Source organism: Urbifossiella limnaea, from assembly GCF_007747215.1.
Classification (GTDB): domain Bacteria; phylum Planctomycetota; class Planctomycetia; order Gemmatales; family Gemmataceae; genus Urbifossiella; species Urbifossiella limnaea.
In genome coordinates, this window is record NZ_CP036273.1 from 3,507,522 (window position 1) to 3,527,382 (window position 19,861).

Below are 19,861 nucleotides of genomic sequence, written 5' to 3' on the forward strand. Positions count from 1 at the left end.
AACCGATGACGTGCGACGTGGCCCTCCTCACCGACCGCCGCTACACCGCGACCGCCGCGGCCGAAGGCGACTGGTACATGAGCAACATCCTCGCCGACGACGGGCTGCTCCAGGCGGCGCTCGCCCGGCGTGGGCTCACGTCGGAGCGGGTCGACTGGGCCGACCCGGGTGTCGAGTGGTCGCGGTTCCGGTGCGCCCTGTTCCGCACCACGTGGGACTACTTCGACCGCTTTCCCGAGTTCTCCGCGTGGCTCGACCGCGTCGAGCGGCAGACGCGGTTGTGCAACCACAGCCCGACGGTGCGCTGGAACCTCGACAAGCACTACCTCGCCGACCTGGACGCCCGCGGCGTGCCGGTCGTGCCGGCGCGATTCCTCGAACGCGGCTCGGCGCAACCCCTTGCCGACGTGCTGACCGAAGCCGGGTGGGACGAGGCCGTTGTGAAGCCGTGCGTGTCCGGTGCGGCGCGACACACGTACCGCGTGAACCGCCGCACCGCCGCCGACCTACAACCGCTGCTCGACGGCTTGCTCGCGGCCGAAGCGATGCTGGTGCAGCCGTTCCAGGCCGACGTGGTGAGGACCGGCGAGGACACGCTGATGGTGTTCGGCGGTCGCTTTTCGCACGCCGTGCGGAAGGTGCCGAAGGCCGGCGACTTCCGCGTGCAGGACGACCACGGCGGCACCGTCCACGACTACACGCCGACGGCCGAGCAGGTGGAGTTGGCCGAGCGTGCGGTGTCCGCGTGCCACCCGCTCCCGGTCTACGGCCGGGTGGACCTGGTCCGCAACAACGCCGGCCAACTGGCCGTGATGGAACTGGAACTGATTGAACCGGAGTTGTGGCTCCGCCACCACCCGCCCGCCGCCGAGCACTTCGCCGCCGGTGTCGCCGCCTTCCTCACCCCGTGAGCGAGTCCGACATGTCACGAACCCGTCCGCTCCTCGCCGGCGTGCTGCTGCTCGCCGCCGCGACCGCCGTCGCCCAGGACGCGCCGCCGCACCCGCTGCGGCCCGACGGCAAGCCGGCCGCCGCCGGGAAGCCGCTAAAGGTGTTCATCCTGATGGGCCAGTCGAACATGGTCGGCATGGGCGACATCGGCCCGGAAGCCACGAAGGGGACGCTGGAATACTTCACGAAGGGGCAGAAGAAGTACCCGTTCCTGCTCGACGCCGGTGGCAAGTGGACCGAGCGGAAGGACGTGTACTATTACGACGCGCGCGTCAAGAAAGGCGCGTGGCTGAGCCCGGCCGCGAACGGCGGCAAGGCGTTCGGCCCCGAGGTCGGCTTCGGGTACGTCGTCGGGGCGGCGCTCGACGAGCCGGTGCTGGTGCTGAAGTCGTGCATCGGCAACCGCGCCCTGGGGTGGGACTTGCTCCCGCCGGGTAGCAAGCGGTACACGTACGACGGGAAGACTTACGCCGGGTCCGGGGACAAGGCCGAGTGGTGGGTCGAGGGGCAGCCGAAGAAGGAAGTGAACTGGTACGCCGGCAAGCAGTACGACGACGACATGGCCAACGCCAAGGCCGCGCTGGCGTCGCTCGGCAAGTGGTACCCCGGCTACAAGGACGAGGGCTACGAGATCGCCGGGTTCGTGTGGTGGCAGGGCCACCGCGACCACTTCAGCGCCGCCCACACGAGCAAGTACGAGGAGAACCTGGAGCGGCTGATCGGGAGCCTGCGGAAGGACTACGCCGCGCCCGCGGCCAAGTTCGTCCTCGCCACCGGCTGCGGCAACCCCGGCCGGGAGGGGAACGGCCTCAAGATCGCCGAGGCGCAGCTGGCCATCGGCGACGCCAAGAAGTACCCCGCGTTCGCCGGCAACGTGAAGGCCGTGGACGTCCGCGACCTGTGGCGGGAGGTGGACGTGTCGCCCAAGAACCAGGGCTTCCACTACAACCGCAACGCCGAGACGTTCCTCGAAGTCGGCCTCCGCCTCGGCGGCGCGATGACGGACCTCCTGAAGAAGTAGGGCACCCCGATGACGACGCGACTCGCGGCGGCGCTGCTGGCGCTCGCCGCGCCCTCCACTCTGCGGGCCGCCGACCCGCCGAAGCCGAACATCGTTTACATCCTCGCTGACGACCTCGGCTACGGCGACCCCGGGTGCTACAACCCGGCGTCGAAGATTCCGACGCCTCACATCGACCGGCTGGCGAAAGAGGGCGTTCGCTTCACCGACGCGCACTCGCCGTCGGCCGTGTGTACGCCCACACGCTACGCCCTGCTCACCGGCCGGTATGCTTGGCGGACGCGACTCCAGCGGAACGTCATCGGCCCGTTCTCGCCACCGCTCATCGACGCGGGACGGCTCACCGTCGCCGAGTTGTTGCGCCGCCACGGCTACGCCACCGCTTGCGTCGGTAAGTGGCACCTCGGCTGGGGCTGGCCCGCGCCGGTCGGCGGCGCCCGCGACTTCACCCGCCCCATTCCCGACGGCCCGACCGCCCGCGGCTTCGACCTCTACTTCGGCACCGACGTGCCGAACTACCCGCCGTACTGCTTCATCGACAACGACCGCACCGTCGGTATCCCGCGCGAACCGGCGCCCGTCGGCCGCGACTCGTTCAACATCGCCGGCCCGATGGTGCCCGGCTGGAAGCTCGTGGAGGTGCTGCCGGGGTTGGAGAAGCGCGCGGTCGAAACCATCGAGTCGGCCGCGAAGGGCGGCAAGCCGTTCTTTCTGTACCTGCCGCTCACGTCACCGCACTTCCCGGTCGTGCCGACCGACGCCGTTCGCGGCCGGAGCGCGGCTGGCGCCTACGGCGACTTCGTAACGCAGACCGACAATTTCGTCGGCGCCGTGACGGACGCACTTCAGCGCAGCGGTGCGGCCGCGAACACGCTGGTGATCCTGACGAGTGACAACGGCCCGGAAATCACGGGTGAGGTGAGCCCGGGGGCGTATGACCGCCTGCGTCAGTTCGGCCACGCGAGTATGGGGGCGCTCCGCGGCGCGAAGCGCGACGCCTGTGAAGGCGGCCACCGCGTCCCGTTCGTCGCCCGTTGGCCGGGCCGAATCCGCGCCGGCGGCACGTGTGACGAGACCGTCTGCCACGTCGATCTGTTGGCGACCGTGGCCGCCCTGCTCGGCGTGCCGCTGCCCGCCGACGCCGGCGTGGACAGCGTGAACATCCTCCCCGCGCTACTCGGCGAGCCGCGCCGCGCCCCCCTGCGCGAGGCGACTGTCCACCACAGCGGGCAGGGGAAGTTCGCCATCCGCCGCGGCGACTGGGTGCTCATCCTCGCGCCGACCGGCGACGACAACGGCAAGCGCGGCGAGCCGCCGTGGTTCCAGGCCGAGCGCGGGTACACCCCGCACGCCGAGCCGGGCGAGTTGTTCAACCTCGCCACCGACCCGTCGCAGAAGCACAACCGGTACGCGGCCGAGCCGGCGAAGGTGAACGAACTCGCGGTGCTCATGGCTCGCTACGTGTCAGAAGGCCGGAGTACCCCCGGCCCGCGCCAGCGGAACGACGTGGACATCGTCTGGGACCGGCGTGGGAGATGATTCGAGCACGCGGAGCGACGCCGATGAAGCACCTGAGCCTTCTCCTGCGCGTCGGCGCGCTGGCGGTGCGGGCCGACGCCGAGCCACCGGCCGAGCTGCTCGACCGTGCCACGACGGGCGACATCCGCGCGCAGTTGTCGCTGGCCTACGCTTACCGCGACGGAAAGGGTGTTAGCCGCGACTACGCAGCGGCCCTGCTCTGGGCCCGACTGGCGGCCGACCGCGGCGACCCAGCCGCGCAGGACTTCGTCGGTTGGATGTTTTTTCAGGGGCTCGGCGTCCGCCACAACCCGGAGGTGGCGGCCGGGTACTTCCGCGCTGCGGCCGGTAAGTCGGCGGCCGCCGCTTGGAACCTCGGCTAGTCCTACAGCCGTAGTTGCTACAACAGCCCTCGCCAGGACTTGTGGCGAGGGTGGGCGATGTCAGGACGACCGACGGCGGCCCAGGTGCGGGCCTGGGCGGACGAGGTGACGGCGGTCGGCGACCGGATCGGCCGGCACTTCGCCCGGTCCGAGCCCCGCGCCCGGGCCGTCGGGTACATCCGCGGGCTGCTGGGCGACGCCGACCGGAAGAACGGGTGGCAACTCGCCGAGGCGCTCGGCGACCCGACCCCGGACGGGGTCCAGCACCTGCTCGCCCGGGCCGACTGGGACGCCGACGCCGTCCGCGACGACCTCATGGGGTACGTCCACGAGCACCTCGGCGACCCGGCCGCGGTTCTGGTCGTGGACGAGACCGGGTTCCTGAAGAAGGGGACCAAGTCGTGCGGGGTGGCCCGCCAGTACACCGGCACCGCCGGGCGGATCGAGAACGCCCAGGTCGGGGTCTTCCTGGCGTACGCGGGGCCGAAGGGGCACGCCCTGATCGACCGGGCGTTGTACCTGCCGAAGGAGTGGACGGACGACCGGCCGCGGTGTGACGCGGCCGGGGTGCCGGCGGCCGTCGGGTTCGCCACCAAGCCGCGGCTGGCCGAGCGGATGCTGGCGCGGGCGTGGGCGCGGGGGGTGACGGCCGGGTGGGTGACGGGGGACACGGTGTACGGGCACGACGGGGCGTTCCGCCGGTTCCTGGAGGGGCACCGGCAGGCGTACCTGCTGGCGGTCCCGGCCAACCAGCCGCTGTTCGACGGGGAGCAGCGCTCGACCGTGAAGGCCGTCGCCGAGGGGTTCCCGGTTGCCGCGTGGGAGCAGGCCAGTGCGGGGGACGGGTCGAAGGGGCCGCGGGAGTACGACTGGGCGGTCCGGGCGTTCGGCCCGGTGGACGAGCGGGGGTGGCAGTTGTGGCTGGTGGTCCGGCGGCACCGGGACCGGCCGGACGAGCGGGCCTACTACTTCGCCCGCGGGCCGGCGGCGACGGCCCCGGCCGAGCTCGTCCGCGTGGCGGGGAGCCGGTGGCGGGTGGAGGAGTGCCTGGAACTGGCGAAGGGCGACTGCGGCCTCGACGAGTACGAGGTGCGGTCGTGGGTCGGGTGGCACCGACACGTCACCCTGAGCCTGCTCGCCCTGGCGGTGGTGGCGGCGATCCGGGTGGCGGCCGGGCCGTCGGGTCGGCCGAAAAAGGGGGCGCGGGGCTGGTCCGGGTGAGCGTCCCGGAGGTGCGGAGGCTGCTGCTCCGACTCGTGTGGGCGGTGGTGCCGGACGCCGAGAAGGTGTTGGCCTGGTCAGCGTGGCGGCGGGCGCACCAGCACCGCGCCCGCTGCTACCACTACCGGAAGCGGGGGGCCAAGCCGCCCGACTGACCAACTACGGCTGTAGGACTAGTCCTACAGCCGTAGTTGCTACAACAGCCCTCGCCAGGACTTGTGGCGAGGGTGGGCGATGTCAGGACGACCGACGGCGGCCCAGGTGCGGGCCTGGGCGGACGAGGTGACGGCGGTCGGCGACCGGATCGGCCGGCACTTCGCCCGGTCCGAGCCCCGCGCCCGGGCCGTCGGGTACATCCGCGGGCTGCTGGGCGACGCCGACCGGAAGAACGGGTGGCAACTCGCCGAGGCGCTCGGCGACCCGACCCCGGACGGGGTCCAGCACCTGCTCGCCCGGGCCGACTGGGACGCCGACGCCGTCCGCGACGACCTCATGGGGTACGTCCACGAGCACCTCGGCGACCCGGCCGCGGTTCTGGTCGTGGACGAGACCGGGTTCCTGAAGAAGGGGACCAAGTCGTGCGGGGTGGCCCGCCAGTACACCGGCACCGCCGGGCGGATCGAGAACGCCCAGGTCGGGGTCTTCCTGGCGTACGCGGGGCCGAAGGGGCACGCCCTGATCGACCGGGCGTTGTACCTGCCGAAGGAGTGGACGGACGACCGGCCGCGGTGTGACGCGGCCGGGGTGCCGGCGGCCGTCGGGTTCGCCACCAAGCCGCGGCTGGCCGAGCGGATGCTGGCGCGGGCGTGGGCGCGGGGGGTGACGGCCGGGTGGGTGACGGGGGACACGGTGTACGGGCACGACGGGGCGTTCCGCCGGTTCCTGGAGGGGCACCGGCAGGCGTACCTGCTGGCGGTCCCGGCCAACCAGCCGCTGTTCGACGGGGAGCAGCGCTCGACCGTGAAGGCCGTCGCCGAGGGGTTCCCGGTTGCCGCGTGGGAGCGGGCCAGTGCGGGGGACGGGTCGAAGGGGCCGCGGGAGTACGACTGGGCGGTCCGGGCGTTCGGCCCGGTGGACGAGCGGGGGTGGCAGTTGTGGCTGGTGGTCCGGCGGCACCGGGACCGGCCGGACGAGCGGGCCTACTACTTCGCCCGCGGGCCGGCGGCGACGGCCCCGGCCGAGCTCGTCCGCGTGGCGGGGAGCCGGTGGCGGGTGGAGGAGTGCCTGGAACTGGCGAAGGGCGACTGCGGCCTCGACGAGTACGAGGTGCGGTCGTGGGTCGGGTGGCACCGACACGTCACCCTGAGCCTGCTCGCCCTGGCGGTGGTGGCGGCGATCCGGGTGGCGGCCGGGCCGTCGGGTCGGCCGAAAAAGGGGGCGCGGGGCTGGTCCGGGTGAGCGTCCCGGAGGTGCGGAGGCTGCTGCTCCGACTCGTGTGGGCGGTGGTGCCGGACGCCGAGAAGGTGTTGGCCTGGTCAGCGTGGCGGCGGGCGCACCAGCACCGCGCCCGCTGCTACCACTACCGGAAGCGGGGGGCCAAGCCGCCCGACTGACCAACTACGGCTGTAGGACTAGAGCAGTTCCAGTTTCAGTCTGGCGGGTATCCGGCGTGAGCGAAGTAGTTCCGGGCGTCGGTCGGGGTGATCCAGTCGAGGCTCTGCCCGAACGCATCCTCCACCTCGGGTACCGTCCGCAGTTCCCGCCGCCGGAGTTCGTTCTTGACCTTCGAGAACACCTGCTCGATCGGGTTCCGGTCCGGGCTGTACGCCGGCAGGTACACCAGTCCGGCGTCCCGCCCGCGGATCGCCTCGGCCACCCCGGCCACCTTGTGCGTCGCCAGGTTGTCCATCACCACCACGTCCCCGGGCCGCAACCGCGGGGCCAACTCCTGCCGGACGTACGCGCGGAACAGGTCGCCGTTGAGCGCCCCGTCGATGACCAGCGGGGCGAACAGCCCGTCGAGCCGGAACGCCGCCAGGAAGGTGGTCGTCTTCCAGTGCCCGAACGGGACCACCCCGGGCACCCGCTCGGCCGTCGGCCCCCACCCGTAGAGGCGGGTCATCTTGGTCGTCCCGAACGTCTCGTCGAGGAAGACGAGCCGGCGGGGGTCGAGGCCGGCGGCGGCGACCGCCCACTCGGCCCGGGCGGTGACGACATCGGGCCGGTCCCGCTCGGCCGCCCGGACCGACTTTTTTTGAGCGACAGGCCGAGCGCCCGGAGGGCGTTCCAGAGGTTGGCGATCGAGGTCGTCAGCCCGAGGTCGCGGCGGAGGTCGGCCAGGGTGGTGCCCGGCTTCTCCCGGACCCGGGCGCGGATCCGGTCGCCCTCCCGGTCGGCGAGTGACCGCCGGTGGTTGGCCTTGGACTTCGGGGCGAGGGGCTCCCCCGCCCGGTGCAGGGCCTTGATCGACCGGACCCAGGACGGGCTGACCCCGAGCGCCTCGACCACCTCGGCCGTGGAGGCGCCCTCCTCGGTGAGTTGGACGACGCGGAGTCGGTACTCGACGGGCAGGGTCTTCATCGGCGACGCCCTCCTGGGTCGCCGCCGAGGGTACGCGACCCAAGAGCTCAGCGCCAGACTGAAACTGGAACTGCTCTAGTGCTACGCCGCCACCCAGGGCGTCGATCACGACATCCCCAAAGCCCTCGACTGTTGGAAGCAGGCCGCCGCGATGGGCCACGGCCGGTCGGCCGCGGTCGCCGTTATGGTGTACCTCGCCGGTGACGGCGTTCGCGCCGACCCGAAGGCGGCGCAGGTACTGGCCGAACGCGCGGCCGAGTTGGACGACCCGTCCGGCCTCATCTTGATGGGCGAGATGCATTTTCGAGCCGGCGAACTCGACTGTAAACGCCGACCGAGAAGTGCAGCGCCTGTCGGCGGCCGGGCCGCCGATCGAGAAGTGTAGCGCTCCTGTTCAGCCTCCGCCCTACGGTGGGGATCACGCCCGTGGTTCACCCCCGAACGGCTGGAGGCAGGAGTGCTCAAGAACATGGAGATCTGGGTCGAGATTCGCCGCCGGGTACTGACCGGCGAGATCAGCAAGCGGCAGGCGTGCGTCGAGTACGAGATCCACTGGCAGACGCTCAAGAAGATCCTGGCCCACGAGGAGCCGCCGGGGTTTCAAGGCAAGGCCGCGCGGGCGAAGCCCGAGCTCGGGCCGTTCCTGCCGATCATCCACCAGATCCTAGTGCCGGATCAGGTCGCTGGCTTTGCCAACAGCGGATGGGGCTTGCACCCGTAGTAGTCGCACGCCCGCTGCCGAACCTCGTCCGCCGTCAACCTCCGATCCGGCTCGACGATGGCCCGCTTGCCGTGGACCCACTTCGGCTCGATCGGGTTGAGCCACGGGCCCTTGACCGGCAGCCGGCAGACCCGGATCCGACACCCGGTCTTGCTCCGCCGCACCCGCCGGTTGTGTCGCTCGACCCACCCCCGCACCCGCTTGCTGACGTGCCACGCGGCGTTGTCCCAGACGAGGACGAACACTTCTTTGAAGTTCCCCACTGATCGTGGACAGCGGGAAAGCGGTGTAAGCTCTCATCACGAGGAGACACACCGATGGCCGGTTCCCGCAAGGTCTACACGCCGGAGTTCCAGCTCCAGGCCGTGAGGATGATCACCGAGCAGAAGCTGTCCGTGGCCGAGGTCGCCCGCCGCCTCGGGGTCACCGAGAACCGGCTCCACGACTGGAAGAAGGCGGTCCTCCAGAAGGGGGCCGACGCCTTCCCGGGGTCGGGACACCTCACCCCCGTCGAGGAGGAACTCCGCCGCCTCCGGGCCGATGTCAAGCGACTGGAGATGGAGCGCGACATCCTAAAAAAGCCACGGCGTTCTTCGTCACCCAGATGAAGTGACCTTCGCCTGGATCGAGGAACGCCGCGAGCAGTGGCCGGTCGCGGTGCAGTGCCGCGTCCTGGGGGTGTCCCGCTCGGGCTTCTACGCCTGGCGGTCGCGGGAGCCGAGTGCCGCCGAGAAGAAGCGCGCGGAGCTGGCCGAGCAGGTCGCGGCCATCCACGCCGAGGTGAAGGGCCGGTACGGCAGCCCGCGGGTCCATGCCGAGCTGGTCGCGCGAGGTACGCCGTGCTGCGTGAACACGGTCGCCCGGGTCATGCGCGAGGCCGGGATCGCCGCGAAGACGAAGCGGCAGTTCCGCCAGACGACGGACTCCAACCACGCGCTGCCGGTGGCCGGGAACGTGTTGGACCGGGCGTTCGACCCGGACGAGCCGAACGCCGCGTGGGTCGCGGACGTGACGTACATCCCGACCCGGGAGGGGTGGTTGTACCTGGCCGTGGTCGAGGACTTGTTCAGCCGCGCGGTGGTCGGCTGGTCGATGGACGCGACGATGACCAGCCGGTTGGTCGTGGACGCGCTGGAGATGGCGGTGGCCGACCGTCTCCCGGGGTCTTCGGTCTCGGCCCCGGTGGCCCACTCGGACCGCGGCAGTCAGTACGCCAGCGAGCACTACCGGCGTCGGCTCTCGGAGGGGCGGATCACGTGCAGCATGAGCCGGCGGGGGAACTGCTGGGACAACGCGCCGATGGAGAGCTTCTTCGCGAGCGTGAAGACGGAGCGGACAACGACCGGCGCTCGACACACCCGTTGTCAGGCCGGATACAACAGCGGTGATCGCGTGCCCGTGGGCCTTGCTCGAGTTGGCCCGCTTCTGCCAGGAGTACCGCGCCCGCACCGGAGGAGCCGCACCATGTTCGACCGCCCCGCCCCCACACCCCCCCGCGCTTGACGCCCCCGTCACCAGCCGAGCCCCGGTGGCAGGATCTGCCGACCCACCAGCAGGAGGAGTTGCTCCGGCACCTCGGCCGGATGCTCGCCGAGCGGATCGCCGTCGCCGACTCGCCCCAGGAGGGGACGCATGAGCGGCGGTAACCCTCCGGCCTCCCCGTTCGGCCACAAGCTCCGCCCCCGGCACCTCGACCGGCTGGCCGTCGTCTACGTCCGCCAGTCCAGCCCGCAACAGGTCGCCTGCAACCGCGAGTCGACCGACTTGCAGTACCAACTGCGACAGCGGGCTGTCACCCTGGGTTTGGGCGAGGACCGCGTGCTGGTGATCGACGACGATCAGGGGATCAGCGGCTCCTCCGTCGAGAACCGGCCGGGGTTCCAGCGGCTACTGGCCGAGGTGTCGCTCGGCCACGTCGGGGTCGTGTTCGGCCGGGAGGTGAGCCGGCTGTCCCGGTCGTGCCGGGACTGGCACCAGTTGCTGGAGCTGTGCGCCCTGTTCCAGGTGCTGATCGCCGACGCCGACGGGGTGTACGACCCGACCGACCCGTCGGACCGCCTCCTGCTCGGGCTGCGCGGCATGATGTCCGAGGCCGAACTTCATGTCCTCAAGGCCCGGATGCATCAGGGCAAGCTGAACAAGGCCCGCCGGGGCGAGCTGTTCACCTGCGTGCCGGTCGGGTACGTGCGGTCGCCCGACGGCGGCATCGCCCTGGACCCGGATGAGCAGGTCCGCGGGGTGGTGTCGCTGGTGTTCGCTAAGTACGCCGAACTCGGGTCGCTGACGAAGACGCACGCGTACCTCGTGGCGAACAACATCCAGCTCGGGCTGCGGGTGTACAAGGGACCGGGCAAGGGGCGGCTGGTGTGGCACCGGCCCCGGCGCAGCGCCCTCTACGAGATGCTCCGGCACCCGTTCTACGCGGGAGCCTACGCCTACGGTCGCAGCCCGCTCGACCCGACCCGGCGCGGGCCGACCCGGCCGAAGGGCGGACGCCGCAACGCCCCGCCCGAGGAGTGGGTGTGCCTGCTCCGGGACAAGGTGCCGGCGTACATCTCGTGGGAGCAGTACGAGGAGACCCGGCGTCGGTCGTCGGCGAACGATCGCGGGGGTGGGTCGAAGCAGGCCACGGGTCGGGCGCCGACGCTCCTCAACGGGATCGTGCGGTGCGGCCGGTGCGGCCGGGCGATGGGGGCGCGGAACGCGCGGGCGTCGGCCAACCCGCGGTACGCCTGCGACTGGGAGTTCCGGGAGTACGGCGGGCCGCGGTGCCAGAGCCTGGTGGCCGCGTACCCGGACCGGCTGGTCGAGTCGGTCCTCAAGGCGGTCGAGCCGGCGTCGCTGGAGCTGAGCCTGCGGGCGACCGAGCGGGCCGAGCAGGACCGGGAGCGGCTGCACGCCCACTGGAAGCAGCGGCTGGAGCGGGCCGGGTACGAGGCGGACCGGGCGCGGCGGCAGTACGACGCGGTGGACCCGGAGAACCGGCTGGTGGCCCGGGCGCTGGAGCGGCAGTGGGAGGCAAAGCTGGTCGAGCAGCAACGGCTGGCGGAGGACTACGCCCGGTTCCAGGCCGAGCGGCCGCGGCACCTCAGCGCCGCCGACCGGGAGCGGATCGTGGCGCTGGCGGCCGACCTGCCGGGGCTGTGGCACAGCCGAACGACGACCGGGGGCGACCGGCGGGCCGTCGTCCGGCTCCTGATCGAGCGTGTAGAGTTGGCGCGGCACGGCGAGACGGAACGGGCCGATGTGACGGTCCACTGGCGTGGCGGGTTGGTGACGCGACACGAGATCCGCCAAGGGCTGCGGGCCTACCGAGCGCTCGGCGGGTTGGCGCAGCTCCGCGAGCGCATCCTGGAGCTGCGGGGCGACGGTCATACCGCGGATGCAATCGCCGAGGTGCTCAACCGCGAGGGGCACCGGGTGGCGCGCGGTGACGGGTTCACCGGTGACCGGGTGCGTCAGTTGTTGGCCCGGTTCGGGCAGACGGGCGTCCCACCGGGAGTGCGGGACGCGAGCGACCTGCCGGGGGTCGACGAGTGCTGGCTGCCGGAGTTGGCGAAGCGTCTGGGTGTGAAGCCGATCGTGGTGCACCGGTGGCGGTGGTCGGGGTGGCTACACGCGCGACAGTTGCGGGGCGAGAATGGGAGGTGGATCGTGTGGGCCGACGCGGCGGAACTCAAGCGACTCCGCCGACTGCGTGCGTTCGAGATCAAGCACCACGGCCGGCGGACGCCCTCGCCAGATCTGACCGTACCGGCGAGGCGACCGGGTCCGAGGGGTGCGACAACGCATTCGCAGAGTGGAGGGAACTGACCCTCCCCAAGTTTCGTGGAGTCGAAGTTAACGGTGTATGCTCCGAGGAGGAGTACACCGATGGCCCGACTGCGTGCGACGTACACCGCCGAGTTCAAGCTCCGCGCGGTAAAGATGATCACCGACCAGAAGCTCTCCGTCGCCGAGGCCGCACGCCGCCTCGGGGTCAGCGAGAACGTCCTCCACGAGTGGCGGAAGGCCCACCGGGGTCGCGGCGACGCCGCCTTCCCGGGGCACGGCAACCCGTCCCCGGCCGACGAGGAGCTCCGCCAACTCCGCGCCGAGAACGCACGACTTCGTGCCGAGCGGGACTTGTTAAAAAAGGCCGCCGCGTACTTCGCCAACCCGCCGACCTGACGTTCCGGTTCGTCGCCGACCACGCCGCCGAGTGGCCGGTCGGGTGGATGTGCGACGCCCTGGAGGTGTCGGCCAGCGGGTACTACGCCTGGGCGTCACGGGCCGACAGCGCGGCCGAGCAGCGGCGGCGGGAGCTGGTCGCGGCGATCCGGGAGGTCCACGCCGAGGTGAGGGAGCGGTACGGCAGCCCGCGCATGACCGCCGAGTTGAACGCCCGGGGTCAGGCGTGCTCGGAGAACACCGTGGCCAAGCTCATGACGGCCCACGAAATCCGGGCGAGAACGCCGCGTCGGTTCGTGCGGACGACGGACTCGGGGCACGCCCACCCGGTCGCCGACAACCGACTCGACCGGGACTTCACGCCGGCCCGCCCGAACGCCGCCTGGTCGGCCGACATCACCTACGTCCCGACCCGCGAGGGGTGGGTGTACCTGGCCGTCGTCGAGGACCTGTTCAGCCGGATGATCGTGGGGTGGAGCATGGCGGCGACGATGGAGAGCCGGCTGGTCGTGGACGCCCTGGAGTTGGCGTTGGCCCGCCGCCGTCCCGGGGTCGGGCTGCTCGCGCACTCGGACCGCGGGAGCCAGTACGCGAGCGAGCACTACCAACGCGTCCTCACCGGGGCCGGGATCGTGTGCAGCATGAGCGGGGTGGGGCAGTGTTGGGATAACGCCCCGGTCGAGAGCTTCTTCGGCCGGCTGAAGTGCGAGGTCGGGATCGCGCCGGGCACGATGTTCGCCACCCGGGAGGACGCCCAGGCCGTGATCCTCGAGTACCTGGAAGTGTTCTACAACCGCGTCCGCCGCCACTCCTCCCTGGGGTCCGTGTCCCCCGAGGAGTTCGAGCGGACGTACCACCAGACCCACCGTTAACTTCGACTCCATTTTTCTTCGGGAAGATCAGTTCGGCGAGGCCGTCGGCACGTCCTTCGTGAAGGCCCAGCCCACCGCCAGGGCCGAGCGGCGAGTTGCGTTGCAGGCATTGCTGGCGTGTCCCACCGGGTCCATCGGCTGCCTCGGCGACGACGACGTGAAGGCCGTGACGGACGACTTCCCGCACGTCATTGAGGAGCCGGTGTACTACTGCGGGTACTACTCCCCGAAGTCATACGGCGGCAACAGCTACTTCGTCCGGCACGCCGCAGGCAACTGGCTGATCGACGCCCCGAAGTTCGTCGCCCCGCTGGTGCGGCGGCTGGAGGCGCTGGGCGGGGTCGCCCACTTCTTCCTGACGCACCGGGACGACGTGGCCGACGCCGACCGCTTCGCCGCCCACTTCCACGCCCACCGGGTCATCCACCGGGCCGAGTTGTCCTCGCAGCCGGGTGCGGAAGTCGTCCTCGACGGCGGCGGGCCGTGGGCGTTGGCCCCCGGCTTCCTCGCCATCCCGACGCCGGGCCACACGGAGGGCCACTGCGCCTTGCTGGTCCAGGACCGCTTCCTGTTCACCGGCGACCACCTGGATTGGGACCGGGACAAACAGCGCCTTGCGGCCTCCGAGAACTACTGCTGGTACTCGTGGCCGCAGCAGGCGGATTCCATGCGGCGGCTGGCGGATTACCGCTTCGAGTGGGTGCTGCCCGGCCACGGCCAGCGGGTGCGTTTACCTGCCGACGAGATGCGGGCCGAAGTCCTGCGGCTGGCCGACGAGATGCGGAGCGGGGAAGTCTGAAGGCGTGCGTCGTGGCGGAGGGAAGGGCGGTCGATACGGCCCCGGCGGTCGGTGTTCGGCCCCGCCAAGCGAAAACCCCACCCGATCCGATCGGGTGGGGTTTCGTGGTGTCTTGCTCGGTCACTTTGGGGCGGGGATTTTACACCGCCGCTTACACCAACTTTTACACTGGGGATTTGCACCAAACTCGTCGTCGCAAACCCTTATCCCCAAGACACTTACAAGTCGGGCTGACAGGATTCGAACCTGCGACCTCTTGGTCCCGAAGCATTCAGCAGAACAGCCGTCAGATTGGCAAAGAAGCCGTGTTCCACAAGCACTTTACATCCCCTCTGATGGGATGGCAAGCACAGGCGAAGGAGGGCAGGGAAGGGCGGCTTGAGACGGTACGGAGGGGGTTATTCGGTACATCGACGGTACAGAACGGTACGCCACACCGCCCGACTTCATGGCCCCCACGCGTGCTGGGTGTGGCGGGTGTGATCAATGTGACGGGTGCGGGGGCCGGGCTCACGGCTGGAACCACGGGTCGTCGCGGACCGACTTCAGGCACTCGTCCAGCGTCAGCCCGGCGAACAGCTGGTGCCACTTCCCGGTGTGCCGCAGGTACGCCAGGTTGAACCGCCCCACGGTGGTGTGCTCCAGCCGGGCGAAGTTCACCTCGAACGTAGGCGACGCGGCGTCGGGGAACGGGCAGGCGTAGGTGGCCACGAAGTAGAAGTACCGGCCGTGCCACTTCGTCGAGAGCCCGGTCACGTAGTTGAACTTCGGGTTCTGCGGCGGCGGCTGCACGTACTTCGGCGTCAGGGCCGTCCCGATCAGCTCGTTCGCCTTCCGCTCGACCTCGGCCTTGAGGGCGTCCGACGCCCTGGCCCGCGGGTCGAGGCCCGGGGAGTACACCCAGGTCTTCTTCTGCTTCGCCACGGCTTATCTCCGTGATCCGGGTGCGCGGGCCTCTGTCCCCAGCCTACCACCGGCGATCCCGCGGTTCACGCCGCCGTCGGTAGAATGGCGACCGGCTGCACTGCGGCTCGCTCTCCGTCGTCGCCCGGAACCGTTGATGCCCCGCAAGCCCGCCAAGCCTGCCGCCGAGGCCGACTACCCCGACCTGCTCGCCCGCGTCTCGGCGGTGCTGGAGCAGGGCCGGCGGTCGGCCGCCCGCACCGTCAACGCCGTCCTCGCGGCGAGCTACTGGCAGGTCGGCCGGCACGTCGTCGAGCGCGAGCAGGGCGGCCGGCGGAAGGCCGGGTACGGGGAGGAACTCCTCAAGCGGCTGACCGCCGACCTGGTGGCCCGGTTCGGCCGCGGGTTCTCCCGCCGGAACCTGGAGCAAATGCGGGCGTTCTACCTGGGCTGGCAGTTCGGCCAGACGCCGTCCGGCAAGTCCCAGGTGCGGGTCCGCTGCGAGCTGCCTGAATCACCCCCGGCCGGAAAAGCGCAGACGGTGTCTGCGGAATTGGCCCCGGGCACCTCCCCGGTGCCCGCGGTCCCGCTCGACCCGGCGGCCACGCTGCTGGACGCGTTCCCGCTGCCGTGGTCCCACTACGTCCGGCTGATGGCCGTCCGGGACGACTTCGCCCGGTGGTTCTACGAGGACGAGGCGATCAAGGGCGGGTGGTCGGTCCGCCAGCTCGACCGGCAGGTCTCGACGCTCCTGTTCGAGCGGACCGGGGCGGCCAAGAACAAGGCCGCCGTGCTGGCCCGGGGACGGGCGGGCGACCCGGCGGACGTGGTCACCCCGGCCGAGGCGATCCGCGACCCGTACGTGCTGGAGTTCCTCGACCTCAAGGACGAGTACGCCGAGAGCGACCTGTAGGAGGCGATCGTCCGCCACCTGGAGGCGTTCCTGCTGGAGCTGGGGACCGGGTTCACGTTCGTCGCCCGGCAGAAGCGGGTCCGGGTCGGGGACTCGTGGTACAAGATCGACCTGCTGCTGTTCCACCGGGTACTCCGGTGCCTGGTGGTGATCGACCTGAAGCTCGGGGCGTTCACCCACGCCGACGCCGGGCAGATGAACCTGTACCTGAACTACGCGAGGGAGCACCTGGTCGTGGCCGGGGAGGCCGACCCGGTCGGGCTGATCCTGTGCAGCGACAAGGACGACGCGGTGGTCCACTACGCGATGGGCGGGATCAACGCCCGGGTGTTCGCGTCCACCTACAGGACGGTGCTCCCGGACGAGGCCACCCTGCGGCGGGAGATCCTGGCTGTCGATCGCGGTTTGAAACAGGGCCACTTTCGCGGTCGGAGGCGGGCCAGTCGGAGTTGCCGGGCGGAGCGAGCGGACGGTCATTTCGCGGCGGGCTTGTCGGGGCGGTGGACGCGGTAGGACTGGCCCTTCAGCTTCACGATGGTCGCGCCGTCGACGACGCGGTCCAGCAACGCCATCGCCAGCGGCGCGTCGCCGAGGTATTCGGCCCAGTCGCCGAAGTCGATGTTGGTGATCAGGGCGGTGGAACGCTGCTGGCTGCGGGCGTCGATGATCTTGTACCACAGGCTCGCCGCCTGCGGGCAGAGGCTGCGTTCGATGCGGTCGAAGCCGAACTCGTCGATGATCAACAGCGGGAAGCGGGCGTAGAAGCGGACGCGGTCGTGGATGGTCTGATCGGCCATCGCGGCGGTGAGGTCTTCGAGGAGGTCGCCGCTGGTGGTGTAGTACACCGCCTGTTCGAGCAGGCACGCGGCCAGGCCGATGCTCTGGATGAGCCGACTCTTCCCCAGGCCGGACTGCCCGACGAAGACGACGTTCTGGTTGCGGCGGATGAAGTCGCCCTGGGCCAGGGCCTCGATCTGCACGCGGGGGATGGCGGGGTTGAAGGTCCAGTCGAAGGTGGACAGCGGCAGGGCTTCGCGGAAGCGGGCCTGCTGGACGAGTCGCTCGATGCGACGCTCGCGGCGGAGTCCGGCCTGGTCGGCGAGCAAGCGGTGCAGGAAGTCGAGGTGCGCGAGGCCGGCATCCTGCGCCTGCTGCAAGGCCGCGTCGAGTTGCTCGGCGGTCACGGGGATGCGCAGGGTCGCGAAGTCGGCGAGGATCTGGTCACGCCGGCCCGGGGTCGCGGCCGGCGTCGTGTTCGGGGCGGTCTTCGGGCGGGGTGTCATCGCCGGGTTCCTCGGGCTCGTCGGACGCGAGCAGGTGTTGATAGTCGCGGGTGGACCGCGGCCCGATGACATCGTCGCGCAGGGTGGGATCGAGCGAATCGCGGTGGAGTTCGGCGAGTTCGTCGAGCCGGGGCCGGGGTCGAGCCCGGGCGGCGAGGATGCGGCGGACGGCGGCGAGCGAGAAGGCGCCGAAGCGGACGGCGCGGTCGAGGGCGGCACGCACGTCGTCCCGCGTGTACTGCGCGGCCAGGGCGAGCAGGTGCTGGGCCTGCAACTTGCCCTGGATCTGCCGGGCGAGCAGGCCGTCGAGGAACGCGGTGCCGACCGGGCCGAGGTCCGCGAAGCGTTGTCGCAACAGCCGCGTCCGCTCCTCGGGATCGCCGGTCGGATGATGGCTCTTGATCGACTGCCGCACGCCGCTGCGTGTGGCCGGCACCAGGGGGTGGCGGGCGACCTCCTCCAGACCGACCGAGTAGACGATGACCTCGCCGTCGGCGATGCGGACCGGCAGGACCTGGCCGATGAACGACCACGGCACCGAGTAGTGGTTCAATCGGTGCGTGAGGAAGCCCTCGACGTTGACGTGGCGATAGACCACGAGAGCGGTGTCGAAGTCGCGGGTGGGGAGCGGCAGCAGGTGCGGCCGTTCGCGCTCGTGGCGGTCGCGTGGCGTCTCCCGGAAGTCGCGAATCGTGTGAACATCGGCGACCGTCGCCAGCCACCGGGCCGTCACCTCGTTGAGGTGATCGAGCGAGTCGAAGGTGCGGCCGTTGAGCAGGTTGACCTCGACGTAGTGGAACTTCCTCTCGACCTTCCCCTTGGTCTGGGGCCGTCGCACGCGGCACGCCCGGGGTCGGAAGCCGTAGTGGGTGGCGAAGGCCAGGAACTTCGGGTTGTACAGCGGCCCCTCGGCGTCGTGCCGCAACACCACCGCCTTGAAGTTGTCGTACAGGCACGTCCGCGCCACGCCGCCCAGGTGGCGGAAGGCGTTGACGTGCTCGCGGAGCGTGGTCGGCAGGTCCGTCGACTCGACGAAGCGGAGGTACTGGCGGCGGGAGTAGCCGAGCAGGTAGCTGAACAGGTAGACGCGGCGGCGGCCTTCGCGGGTGAAGTCGAGGTCGTAGACGCCGTGGTCCATCTGGGCCTGGTCGCCCGGTCCCGTCTCGAAGCGCGGCACGGGTGGCGGCGTGGCCCGCGGACGGAGTCGCTTCACCCGCAGGCGGACGATCGTGTACCCGCCCGCGAAGCCGCGTGCCCGCAACTCCTGCAGGGCGCGTTCCACGGTCAGGTTCGGGTAGCGGTCGAGCAGTTCCTTCAGGATCGGCTCGTACGCGTCGAGGCGACTGCCGCGACGCGGCGGCGGATCGCCGGGACCGGTCGAGCCCGTGCGGGCGGCTTCGATCCGGGCCAGCACGCGATCGACGGTGCCGCGTGAGATCCCCAGCGAACGCGCGATCGACCGCGCCGACGCGCCCTGCTGATGCCGCTGCACGATCTCCAGCCGCGTGGCCTCGTTCATGGCCGCCTCCCTTCCCGCAGCACTGCCGGACCGAGCACCCGTTCCGCCACGCGGCTCGCCTGATCCCCCAGTTGCACCAGCACCGGCTCCACGATCCGACGATCGCGGTCGGCCAGTTCGCGTTCGCCCGGCGAGACGAGCCACTGCTCCAGACGGGTCAGCACGTCCGCGGCCTGGGTCAGGTGCTTGACGAGCCAGTTGCCGGCCCGGCTCAGCCGCGGGTCGCGCAGCGCCGTCGGCACGCCGTTCACCTGCCGCAACGCCTCCCGCGGCTTCGCCAGCACGAACGCCGCCTGCTCCGGACTCGCGCCGCGAAGCAGGTCGATCACGCCGCCGACTTCCTGCGCCGTCAGCGACGCACGGCGGGTCAACGCCAGCACCGCCTCCTGGTTGCCCGCGGGCAACCGCACCAGCTGCCGCGCCAGCGCCGGGCCGAGCAGCCCCAGCCGCAGGTCCTCCACCACCGCTTCGCTCAGCCGCTCCAGCAACGCCAGCCGCCGGCACACCCAGCTCTTGTGCTGACCCAGCAGGTGCGCCGCTTCGACCTGCGTCAACCCGTCGTCGCGGACGAGCCCCTGCACGACCCACGCTTCCTCCAGCTCCCGCGCCGCACGCTGGCCGCGGTTCAGGCCCAGGATCGCCGCCTTCGCCAGCGGCTCGTCCAGCTCCACCACCCGCACGCTCAGACTCGTCGATCCCGCCACCTGCCGCGCCGCCGCCAGGCGCTTGAAGCCGTCGAGCAACTCCAGGCCGTCGCCGCGGACGCACGCCACGACCGGCGACAACTGCCCCCAGCGACGCAGCGAACCGGCCATCGCCTCTTCCGCGAGCGGATCGGCCAGGCGGTAGCGGCGGTAGCGTTGACCCAGTCGGTCGAGCGGCACCGGCCGCACCACGCCGTGCTCCCAGTCCATGCGCGGACCCTCCCCGAACGACCCCGCCCGAAGAACGGAAGCGGACGGACGGAAGGGTCTTCCGACGCGTCCGCTCCTTCCTCCGTGGGGTCGTGGGACTGTAGACGCGCTGTGAAGCCGACTCCAGGGCCAAAGACGTGACTCACGACGTGT

The 19,861-nt window shown here is 70.9% G+C and carries 21 protein-coding genes and 4 pseudogenes; 17 read left to right on the forward strand and 8 right to left on the reverse strand.

Annotation, left to right across the window (positions count from 1 at the left end; translation table 11 throughout):
• Positions 1-5: 5 nt before the first annotated feature.
• The 8 genes from ETAA1_RS14305 (at position 6) to ETAA1_RS31900 (ending at position 6,647) form a co-directional block, all read left to right on the forward strand.
• Positions 6-911: an ATP-grasp domain-containing protein gene (locus ETAA1_RS14305; RefSeq protein WP_145239415.1), complete on the forward strand. Its 906-nt coding sequence runs from the start codon at positions 6-8 to the stop codon at positions 909-911.
• An 11-nt stretch (positions 912-922) separates the two neighbouring features.
• Positions 923-1,972 (forward strand): sialate O-acetylesterase, encoded by a 1,050-nt coding sequence (locus ETAA1_RS14310; RefSeq protein WP_145239419.1) that lies wholly within the window; start codon positions 923-925, stop codon positions 1,970-1,972.
• A 9-nt stretch (positions 1,973-1,981) separates the two neighbouring features.
• The gene (locus tag ETAA1_RS14315) at positions 1,982-3,511 is read left to right on the forward strand and encodes a sulfatase family protein (protein WP_145239422.1); all 1,530 of its coding nucleotides are present in this window, start codon (positions 1,982-1,984) and stop codon (positions 3,509-3,511) included.
• 23 nt (positions 3,512-3,534) lie between these two features.
• Positions 3,535-3,873 (forward strand): SEL1-like repeat protein, encoded by a 339-nt coding sequence (locus ETAA1_RS14320; RefSeq protein WP_202920886.1) that lies wholly within the window; start codon positions 3,535-3,537, stop codon positions 3,871-3,873.
• A gap of 57 nt (positions 3,874-3,930) precedes the next feature.
• A complete protein-coding gene (locus tag ETAA1_RS14325) occupies positions 3,931-5,094 on the forward strand; it encodes an IS701 family transposase (protein WP_145239428.1) in 1,164 nt (387 codons plus the stop codon).
• Positions 5,091-5,249 (forward strand): hypothetical protein, encoded by a 159-nt coding sequence (locus tag ETAA1_RS31895; protein WP_202920440.1) that lies wholly within the window; start codon positions 5,091-5,093, stop codon positions 5,247-5,249. The genes ETAA1_RS14325 and ETAA1_RS31895 overlap by 4 nt, the downstream gene beginning before the upstream one ends.
• Positions 5,250-5,328: 79 nt before the next feature.
• Positions 5,329-6,492, forward strand: coding sequence for an IS701 family transposase (locus tag ETAA1_RS14330; RefSeq protein WP_145235098.1), 1,164 nt, complete (start codon positions 5,329-5,331; stop codon positions 6,490-6,492).
• Positions 6,489-6,647, forward strand: a complete 159-nt coding sequence (locus ETAA1_RS31900) for a hypothetical protein (protein WP_202920440.1) — start codon at positions 6,489-6,491, stop codon at positions 6,645-6,647. The genes ETAA1_RS14330 and ETAA1_RS31900 overlap by 4 nt, the downstream gene beginning before the upstream one ends.
• A 35-nt stretch (positions 6,648-6,682) precedes the next feature.
• Here the strand turns inward: ETAA1_RS31900 and ETAA1_RS32880 are convergent, their stop codons facing one another.
• Entirely contained in the window at positions 6,683-7,513 is an 831-nt protein-coding gene (locus ETAA1_RS32880) for an IS630 family transposase (protein WP_261342026.1), read from the reverse strand.
• Positions 7,492-7,614: pseudogene (locus ETAA1_RS33450) on the reverse strand (helix-turn-helix domain-containing protein); the annotation flags it as partial. The pseudogene ETAA1_RS33450 and the gene ETAA1_RS32880, both read right to left, overlap by 22 nt.
• A gap of 100 nt (positions 7,615-7,714) precedes the next feature.
• On the opposite strand from ETAA1_RS33450, the pseudogene ETAA1_RS33830 reads away from it, so the two are divergent.
• The 3 genes and pseudogenes from ETAA1_RS33830 to ETAA1_RS14350 form a co-directional block, all read left to right on the forward strand.
• Positions 7,715-7,768 (forward strand): annotated as a pseudogene (locus ETAA1_RS33830) (hypothetical protein); the annotation flags it as partial.
• A 30-nt stretch (positions 7,769-7,798) separates the two neighbouring features.
• A complete protein-coding gene (locus ETAA1_RS14345) occupies positions 7,799-7,999 on the forward strand; it encodes a hypothetical protein (RefSeq protein ID WP_202920887.1) in 201 nt (66 codons plus the stop codon).
• Positions 8,000-8,071: 72 nt separating this feature from the next.
• Entirely contained in the window at positions 8,072-8,335 is a 264-nt protein-coding gene (locus tag ETAA1_RS14350; RefSeq protein ID WP_145239437.1) for a hypothetical protein, read from the forward strand.
• On the opposite strand, the gene ETAA1_RS14355 is transcribed toward ETAA1_RS14350, so the two are convergent.
• Positions 8,290-8,580, reverse strand: a complete 291-nt coding sequence (locus ETAA1_RS14355; protein WP_202920888.1) for a transposase — start codon at positions 8,578-8,580, stop codon at positions 8,290-8,292. The two genes, ETAA1_RS14350 and ETAA1_RS14355, sit on opposite strands and share 46 nt — an antisense overlap.
• A gap of 72 nt (positions 8,581-8,652) precedes the next feature.
• On the opposite strand from ETAA1_RS14355, the pseudogene ETAA1_RS14365 reads away from it, so the two are divergent.
• Positions 8,653-9,838 (forward strand): annotated as a pseudogene (locus ETAA1_RS14365) (IS3 family transposase).
• Positions 9,839-9,846: 8 nt separating this feature from the next.
• Here the strand turns inward: ETAA1_RS14365 and ETAA1_RS33455 are convergent.
• On the reverse strand, positions 9,847-9,969 hold the full coding sequence (locus ETAA1_RS33455; protein WP_261342018.1) for a hypothetical protein: 123 nt from the start codon (positions 9,967-9,969) through the stop codon (positions 9,847-9,849).
• Between ETAA1_RS33455 and ETAA1_RS14370 the strand changes: the two genes are divergently transcribed.
• The 3 genes and pseudogenes from ETAA1_RS14370 (at position 9,968) to ETAA1_RS14385 (ending at position 14,176) form a co-directional block, all read left to right on the forward strand.
• Positions 9,968-12,148, forward strand: a complete 2,181-nt coding sequence (locus ETAA1_RS14370; RefSeq protein WP_145239449.1) for a recombinase family protein — start codon at positions 9,968-9,970, stop codon at positions 12,146-12,148. The genes ETAA1_RS33455 and ETAA1_RS14370 overlap by 2 nt on opposite strands.
• 60 nt (positions 12,149-12,208) lie before the next feature.
• Positions 12,209-13,377 (forward strand): annotated as a pseudogene (locus tag ETAA1_RS14380) (IS3 family transposase).
• Between the two features lie 10 nt (positions 13,378-13,387).
• Positions 13,388-14,176: an MBL fold metallo-hydrolase gene (locus ETAA1_RS14385; protein ID WP_390621249.1), complete on the forward strand. Its 789-nt coding sequence runs from the start codon at positions 13,388-13,390 to the stop codon at positions 14,174-14,176.
• A 510-nt stretch (positions 14,177-14,686) separates the two neighbouring features.
• On the opposite strand, the gene ETAA1_RS14390 is transcribed toward ETAA1_RS14385, so the two are convergent.
• Entirely contained in the window at positions 14,687-15,100 is a 414-nt protein-coding gene (locus tag ETAA1_RS14390; protein ID WP_202920889.1) for a DUF3024 domain-containing protein, read from the reverse strand.
• A gap of 136 nt (positions 15,101-15,236) precedes the next feature.
• Here ETAA1_RS14390 and ETAA1_RS31910 point away from each other — a divergent pair, with 136 nt between their 5' ends.
• Positions 15,237-15,992, forward strand: coding sequence for a DUF1016 N-terminal domain-containing protein (locus tag ETAA1_RS31910; RefSeq protein WP_202920890.1), 756 nt, complete (start codon positions 15,237-15,239; stop codon positions 15,990-15,992).
• 39 nt (positions 15,993-16,031) lie between these two features.
• The gene (locus ETAA1_RS31915) at positions 16,032-16,505 is read left to right on the forward strand and encodes a PDDEXK nuclease domain-containing protein (protein WP_238389484.1); all 474 of its coding nucleotides are present in this window, start codon (positions 16,032-16,034) and stop codon (positions 16,503-16,505) included.
• Here the strand turns inward: ETAA1_RS31915 and istB are convergent.
• The 3 genes from istB to ETAA1_RS14410 are packed head-to-tail and all read right to left on the reverse strand — an operon-like array spanning position 16,466 to position 19,708.
• Complete coding sequence (gene istB, locus ETAA1_RS14400; RefSeq protein WP_202920421.1) at positions 16,466-17,275, reverse strand: IS21-like element helper ATPase IstB; 810 nt, start codon at positions 17,273-17,275, stop codon at positions 16,466-16,468. The two genes, ETAA1_RS31915 and istB, sit on opposite strands and share 40 nt — an antisense overlap.
• Positions 17,214-18,794 (reverse strand): IS21 family transposase, encoded by a 1,581-nt coding sequence (gene istA / locus ETAA1_RS14405; RefSeq protein ID WP_145239462.1) that lies wholly within the window; start codon positions 18,792-18,794, stop codon positions 17,214-17,216. Before istA ends, istB begins: the two co-directional genes overlap by 62 nt.
• Positions 18,791-19,708 carry a ParB/RepB/Spo0J family partition protein gene (locus ETAA1_RS14410; RefSeq protein WP_145239464.1) on the reverse strand — a complete coding sequence of 306 codons (918 nt, stop codon included), beginning with the start codon at positions 19,706-19,708 and terminating at the stop codon, positions 18,791-18,793. The genes istA and ETAA1_RS14410 overlap by 4 nt, the downstream gene beginning before the upstream one ends.
• Between the last annotated feature and the right edge of the window lie 153 nt (positions 19,709-19,861).